This window comes from Candidatus Thioglobus sp. (genome assembly GCF_028599055.1).
In the GTDB taxonomy this organism is placed as follows: domain Bacteria; phylum Pseudomonadota; class Gammaproteobacteria; order PS1; family Pseudothioglobaceae; genus Thioglobus_A.
On record NZ_JAQRMS010000137.1, the window covers coordinates 1 to 2,841 of the forward strand.

General features: G+C 33.3%; 5 protein-coding genes. 2 read left to right on the forward strand and 3 right to left on the reverse strand.

Annotated features, from left to right (window positions below):
* Nucleotides 1-90: 90 nt before the first annotated feature.
* The 3 genes from PSN35_RS06810 to bfr (PSN35_RS06820) form a co-directional block, all read right to left on the reverse strand.
* Nucleotides 91-234, reverse strand: coding sequence for a hypothetical protein (locus PSN35_RS06810; protein ID WP_300031282.1), 144 nt, complete (start codon nt 232-234; stop codon nt 91-93).
* 694 nt (nt 235-928) lie between these two features.
* Entirely contained in the window at nt 929-1,396 is a 468-nt protein-coding gene (gene bfr, locus PSN35_RS06815) for a bacterioferritin (protein WP_300031285.1), read from the reverse strand.
* A gap of 16 nt (nt 1,397-1,412) precedes the next feature.
* The gene (gene bfr, locus PSN35_RS06820) at nt 1,413-1,877 is read right to left on the reverse strand and encodes a bacterioferritin (RefSeq protein ID WP_300031288.1); all 465 of its coding nucleotides are present in this window, start codon (nt 1,875-1,877) and stop codon (nt 1,413-1,415) included.
* Between the two features lie 77 nt (nt 1,878-1,954).
* On the opposite strand from bfr (PSN35_RS06820), the gene PSN35_RS06825 reads away from it, so the two are divergent.
* Nucleotides 1,955-2,173, forward strand: coding sequence for a (2Fe-2S)-binding protein (locus tag PSN35_RS06825; RefSeq protein ID WP_300031290.1), 219 nt, complete (start codon nt 1,955-1,957; stop codon nt 2,171-2,173).
* A gap of 108 nt (nt 2,174-2,281) precedes the next feature.
* Nucleotides 2,282-2,841 (forward strand): phage integrase N-terminal SAM-like domain-containing protein (locus PSN35_RS06830; RefSeq protein ID WP_300031293.1); only part of this gene is annotated, 560 nt, incomplete at its 3' end.

Consider the following 2,841-nt stretch of genomic DNA (forward strand, 5'->3'; position numbering starts at 1 on the left):
AGTTAAGTCGCCTCATTGACTCAAAATTAACTTGCTCGTGTCGACGCAAATAACTTAATTTAGTTTGCTGCCAAAAGTTATACATTAGTCTTATTTTTTATTTTGACCGCCGCATTCACCACAACAGCCGTCACAACCATCACTTGAGGCTGTATTGACAACAACTGGTGTTTTAGTTTTCAATTGTTTCATGATGGTAATGGCTTGTAGAACGTGCTTTTTCTCGATTGTCATGATTAATCTCCAGTTTAAATTAGGACCTCTTTAGGCAAGAGGACAGCCAGTATTACCAGTCTGGATTAAAGTTTGAGAGAGTGAAAGCCAGACTGGTAATATGTTCACTTCTATTTTTTTAAAGTTTGCCTTATAAGGAGAGAGTCTTATAAGGCAGCATTGATATTAAAATTTTCTATTTTTATGAAAAGGAGGTTTCACTCGAATTTCAAATATTAATACCAATGTCTAACCTGTTGTAATAGGTGCTCCAAAGGGGACTAGACTTCAGAGGCTTTTGTTGAAATTGATCTGAATCAGGATTATTTCAGAAGAGAGATCAAATCAATTTCCAACCTTGTTGTGGCTACCTTAGGTAATTGTCCAAATATTCAACCACTTGACTTTTTGTTAACACCAGATAACCCTTATTACTTTGCATTGCTAAACCTGTCATTTTCTTATTCTCCTCAAATTTATTTTATAATTCTTATCAGTACCTCTCCCCGAAGTACTTAGATGCAAATGATACTGATTCTCATTTACAATTGCAAGCAATTTATCACAATACAGTGTTTTATGTGAAATATCATTCTCAGAATAATCACTAAAGCCCTGTGTAGCAATCTTTTACTATATTTCAGACAAAAAAAATAGCACGCAAAAGCGTGCTATTTTTTTAATGCATAGCTGAATTAACAGCTAAATTTAGAAGTTACATCTGAGATTGAATGTAGTTTTGCATCCCTACTTTCTCAATCAAGCCCAATTGTTTTTCTAACCAATAAGTATGATCTTCTTCCGTATCTTCAAGCTGACCACGCAACATGGTACGGGTTACAAAATCTTCTTCCTCTTCACATAGCTTGATAGCTGCTTTTAAATCGTCTACGACTTTGTATTCAAGTGCCAAATCTGCCTCAATACAAGACTTAACATCTGAACCAATATTTAAACCATCTTGAATTGACAAATCTGGGGTTGTTTCTAAAAACAATAAACGCTTAATGATCTGATCTGCATGATCCGTCTCTTCCTCCATTTCATGATTAAGTCGTTCAAATAATTTTGATAAACCCCAATCATCATACATACGTGAATGAGTAAAGTATTGATCACGAGCTGCAAGCTCACCTTTTAATAAAAATTGTAATTTATCTACTACTTTTGTATTTCCTTTCATATTATCTCTCCTTTTATTACATAATTGATTGATGGTAATTCTCTGAACCCACATCATTAAACAAACTAATTTGGGTTTCAAAGTAATCTAGTCGATCTTCGCACTCTTCCAAGCACTCTTTCAAGTGATCACGAGTTACGTAATCTTTTTCACCTTCAGCTTCTGAAATACCTGATTGTAAAACACCTCTAAATTGGGTCTCCATGGCTAAATTTCCTGAAAGGATTTCTGACACATTTTCACCAATATTTAACTTGCCCAAATCTTGAAGATTTGGCAGACCTTCTAAAAATAAAATTCGCTTAATCATCTCATCAGACTCTTTCATGGCCTTAATTGAATATTTATAATTCTTACCACCCAATTCATCAAAACCCCAATCATTTAACATTCTTGCATGCAAGAAATATTGATTGATCATAGTGAGTGAGTCTTTCAACACTTTATTTAAAGTCTTATTTATATTGTTATCAATTTTCATTTTTTATTCCTTTTCTGTTGACAGTTCTTAAATACTTACATTATAATGAGAGTCATTATCATTTACATTTAATAATCATGTACATTTGCATTTGCAACGCCGTTACCGATAAAGACATTCAAACTGCCATCAATAAAGGTGCATCCTCGATGAATGATTTATCTAAACAACTTAAAGTAGGCACCTGTTGTGGCCGTTGTATAAGTTGCGCCAAAAAAATGCTTAACCAATCAAACTCTCTACATGTTCAAACTCTAACTATCCCGAGCTTACAAAGCGATGTTGCGTTTGCATAATCTACAAACCCTACTTTAACCCTCGGATATTTAAAAGTAAAGTGCAATCATTGATCTTTATCAAATCTTAATGATATTTCACTATTTTTTATAGATATAAAATCCTAAATGCGACTCATTAACAAACAAGAAATCACTCAAAAGTTAAATGAGAATCATTACAGTGAAGCGTCTATTGGGGTATATCAGTCTTGGATTGGGCGCTTTGTGAAATATCATAATATAGAATTAACACAATTTAAGACGAAACACATTTCTGAGTATTTAGCCAGTCTGGCTTTGAAAAATCTTAAATCTTCTACTTACAATCAAGCACTTAATGCGATTGTGTTTTTTTACAATAAGATTCTTAACGTGCCGATTAATAAGTCTTTCGTATCTGAGCTCAGGTTAACACATAGCGTCAATTTGCCAGATGTCCTAACTAAAGAACAGATTGATTCAATTATTTACCACTTAAAGGGCTCATATCAACTGTTGGTTTATTTGCTATATGGTTGTGGCTTAAGGTCAAGTGAGGCGCTTAATCTTAAAATCAAAGATATTGATACGAACAAAAATCAATTAACTGTGTCTAACATTAAATATTTTAGAGTGTTATCTATCCCAACCAAGATCTCATCTGAGCTAAACACTCAAATAGATTTTGTAACACAAATGCACACTAA

Bases quoted from the DNA above. Each gene is read 5' to 3' on its own strand.
- PSN35_RS06810 (WP_300031282.1), bottom strand. From the start codon at position 234: ATGACAATCGAGAAAAAGCACGTTCTACAAGCCATTACCATCATGAAA.
- bfr (WP_300031285.1), bottom strand. From the start codon at position 1,396: ATGAAAGGAAATACAAAAGTAGTAGATAAATTACAATTTTTATTAAAA.
- bfr (WP_300031288.1), bottom strand. From the start codon at position 1,877: ATGAAAATTGATAACAATATAAATAAGACTTTAAATAAAGTGTTGAAA.
- PSN35_RS06825 (WP_300031290.1), top strand. From the start codon at position 1,955: ATGTACATTTGCATTTGCAACGCCGTTACCGATAAAGACATTCAAACT.